The sequence below is a fragment of the Flavobacterium sp. genome (assembly GCF_040382755.1).
Taxonomy (GTDB): domain Bacteria; phylum Bacteroidota; class Bacteroidia; order Flavobacteriales; family Flavobacteriaceae; genus Flavobacterium.
This window is the reverse complement of record NZ_JBEIET010000160.1, coordinates 1-3697: the sequence shown is the minus strand read 5'-3', so window position 1 is coordinate 3697 and position 3697 is coordinate 1. Positions and strand designations below refer to the sequence as shown.

Sequence of the window (3697 nt, the reverse complement as noted above, 5' to 3'; positions counted from 1 at the left end):
ACTTCGTCAGCTTCATCTTTTAAAGTAATTCCTCTAACTCCAGAAGCCGTTCTACCCATTGGACGTGTTTTAGCTTCTTCAAAACGAACCATTTTACCAGATTTCCCTGCAATTAACACTTGACTTTCACCATTGGTTAATTTTGCTCCTAATAATTCATCACCTTCTTTAATAGTAATTGCAGCAACTCCGTTTACACGTGGTTTAGAATACTTCTCTAAAGAGGTTTTCTTCACCTGGCCTTGCTTGGTTACCATAATTAAGTTATGACTCTTAATATAATCTTGGTCTTTTAAGTCTTGTGTACAAATATAAGCAGCAACTTTATCGTCTGGTTCTATATTAATAATATTCTGAATTGCTCTTCCTTTACTTGCTTTTGTTCCTTCAGGAATTTCGTACACACGCATCCAGAAACATTTTCCTTTTTGAGTAAAGAATAATAAATATTGGTGATTTGTAGCTACAAATAAATGTTCTAAGAAATCTTGATCTCTTGTTCCTGCAGATTTCTGACCTACTCCACCTCTATTTTGAGTTTTGTATTCTGATAATGAAGTACGTTTGATGTAACCTGCGTGCGAAATAGTAACAACTACATTTTCATCGGCAATTAAATCTTCAATACTTACATCACCTCCAGAGTATTCAATTAACGAACGACGTTCATCTCCGTATTTCTCTTTTATTTCAGCTAACTCATCTTTTATGACTTGCATTCTTAATTCTTTACTAGCTAATAATTCTTTCAAGCTAGTAATTAACTTCATAATTTCATCGTATTCCGCTCTTAACTTATCTTGCTCTAAACCAGTAAGTTGACGTAGTCTCATTTCAACAATTGCTCGAGCTTGTAATTCCGATAATTTAAATCGTTCAATTAATCTTGCTCTTGCTTCTTCGCCGTCTTTTGAACCTCTAATAATTTTAATTACCTCATCAATATTATCGGATGCAATAATTAAACCTTCTAAAATATGCGCTCTTTCTTCTGCTTTTCTTAAATCGTATTGTGCACGTCTAACAACAACTTCGTGACGGTGTTCTACGAAATAATGAATTAAATCTTTAAGATTTAACATTTGTGGTCTTCCGTTAACCAATGCAATATTATTAACACTGAAAGAAGATTGCAATTGAGTGAATTTATAAAGTGTATTTAAAACTACATTTGGAACGGCATCACGTTTTAATTCATAAACAATACGCATACCTGTTCTATCCGATTCATCACGAATAGTAGAAATACCTTCAATTTTTTTCTCGTTAACCAAATCAGCCGTTTTCTTAATCATATCGGCTTTGTTCACTTGATATGGAATCTCAGTAACAATAATTGATTCTTTACCATTTACTTCTTCAAACATAGTTTTTGCACGCATAACAATACGACCTCTACCTGTTTTAAAAGCTTCTTTTACCCCTTCGTAACCATAAATAGTTCCTCCGGTAGGAAAATCTGGTGCTTTAATATATTTTATTAATTCATCAATTTCAATATCATTATTATCAATGTAAGCTAACGTTCCGTCAATTACTTCTGATAAATTGTGAGGCGCCATATTAGTAGCCATACCTACTGCAATTCCTGAAGCTCCGTTTATTAATAACGTAGGTACTTTTGTAGGTAACACTTTAGGTTCTTCTAAAGTATCATCAAAATTCAACTGAAAATCAACCGTTTCTTTGTCAATATCCGCTAACATTTCTTCAGATATTTTTCTCATTCTGGCTTCGGTGTAACGCATTGCTGCAGGACTATCACCATCAACCGAACCAAAGTTACCTTGTCCGTCAACCATCAAATAACGTAAACTCCATTCTTGCGCCATACGAACCATAGCGTCATATACAGAAGTATCGCCGTGTGGGTGGTATTTACCCAAAACTTCTCCAACAATTCTGGCAGACTTTTTATGGGCTCTATTAGAAAAAACTCCTAATTCATACATACCAAATAATACTCTTCTGTGAACTGGTTTTAAACCGTCTCTTACATCTGGTAACGCTCTTGATACAATAACCGACATCGAATAATCGATGTAGGCTGACTTCATTTCATCTTCAATATTAATAGGTATTAACTTTTCTCCGTCAGTCATAGGTATTTATTTAATTTTTACTGATTTTTTTTAAACGTGCCAATATACGATTTTTTGCGTTTTTTGAAACTAAAATTTCCAACAAAATCGAAATACTTATCAACAATAATTGAAGAAAATTTTAACAAATAAATAGCTAATTTACTTTTATTTCTCGTTTTTTTTTTGTCAATTAGCAGTATGCATACTACCTATGAAAAATTCATAGTATTTGCTCACGTTTTTAAATAGTTTAAAGATTTTATGGAAGATAATTTTTCACCAAGAGTTAAAGATGTAATACAGTTCAGTAAAGAAGAAGCCTTGCGTTTAGGGCACGATTTTATTGGTACTGAGCATTTAATTTTAGGTATGTTACGAGACGGAAATGGAAGTGCAATTGATATTTTAAACCTTTTAAATATTAACTTTGATTTGCTACGAAAAAAAGTAGAAATATTAAGTCCTGCGAACCCAAATGGGCTGTCTACAAACGATAAAAAAAACTTACACTTAACGCGCCAAGCAGAAAGAGCATTAAAATATACATTTTTAGAAGCAAAAGTTTTCAATACTACCTCTATAAGTACCGCTTTGTTGTTATTATGTATGCTAAAAAACGAAAACGATCCTACAACAAAGCTTTTAAACAAGTTGAAAATTAATTATGACAATGTAAAAGATATATATATGAGCCTGAATTCTAACGAAAATGAAGATATTTTTAAAGATACTCCCAGAGCTGAAAATTTCGATTCTGGAGAAGATAATTACAAAGAAGATATGCCAAATCCAATAAGCAATAGCGGAAATAAAACTACGAAAAAGTCGAAAACGCCTGTTTTAGATAATTTCGGAAGAGATTTAACTGAAATGGCTGAAGATGGAAAATTAGACCCCGTTGTAGGACGCGAAAAAGAAATTGAACGTGTATCGCAAATTTTAAGCAGAAGAAAGAAAAACAACCCACTTTTAATTGGAGAACCAGGTGTTGGAAAATCCGCTATTGCTGAAGGTTTAGCGATTATGATTGTGAAGAAAAAAGTCTCTCGTATATTGTTTAACAAACGTGTAGTAACGTTAGATTTGGCTTCGTTAGTTGCTGGAACAAAATATCGCGGACAGTTTGAAGAACGAATGAAGGCTGTAATGAATGAGCTGGAAAAAAACGATGATATTATTTTATTTATAGATGAAATTCATACTATTGTTGGAGCGGGTGGCGCTACAGGTTCGCTTGATGCCAGTAATATGTTCAAACCTGCTTTAGCAAGAGGAGAAATCCAATGTGTGGGTGCCACAACTTTAGACGAGTACAGACAATATATTGAAAAAGATGGCGCTTTAGAACGACGCTTTCAAAAAGTAATTGTAGAACCAACTACAATTGATGAAACTATCTTGATTTTGAATAATATCAAAGGAAAATACGAAGATCATCATAACGTAAATTACACTCCTGAAGCTATAGAAGCTTGTGTAAAACTTACGAGTCGTTATATGACGGACCGATTTTTACCAGACAAAGCTATTGATGCTTTAGATGAAGCGGGTTCTCGTGTGCACATTACAAATATTGAAGTGCCAAAACAAATTTTAGAACTGGAAAAACAATT

2 protein-coding genes are annotated in these 3697 nt (G+C 33.2%); one reads left to right on the top strand and one right to left on the bottom strand.

Translation table 11 applies throughout. The annotated features are described in order from the left end of the window. Positions 1–2102, bottom strand: a 2102-nt coding sequence (gene gyrA / locus ABWO04_RS10455) for a DNA gyrase subunit A (RefSeq protein WP_353079650.1), incomplete at its 3' end; no start/stop codon positions are given. A 243-nt stretch (positions 2103–2345) separates the two neighbouring features. Here gyrA and ABWO04_RS10450 point away from each other — a divergent pair. Further along, a partial coding sequence (locus ABWO04_RS10450; RefSeq protein ID WP_353079649.1) for a Clp protease N-terminal domain-containing protein occupies positions 2346–3697 on the top strand: 1352 nt, incomplete at its 3' end.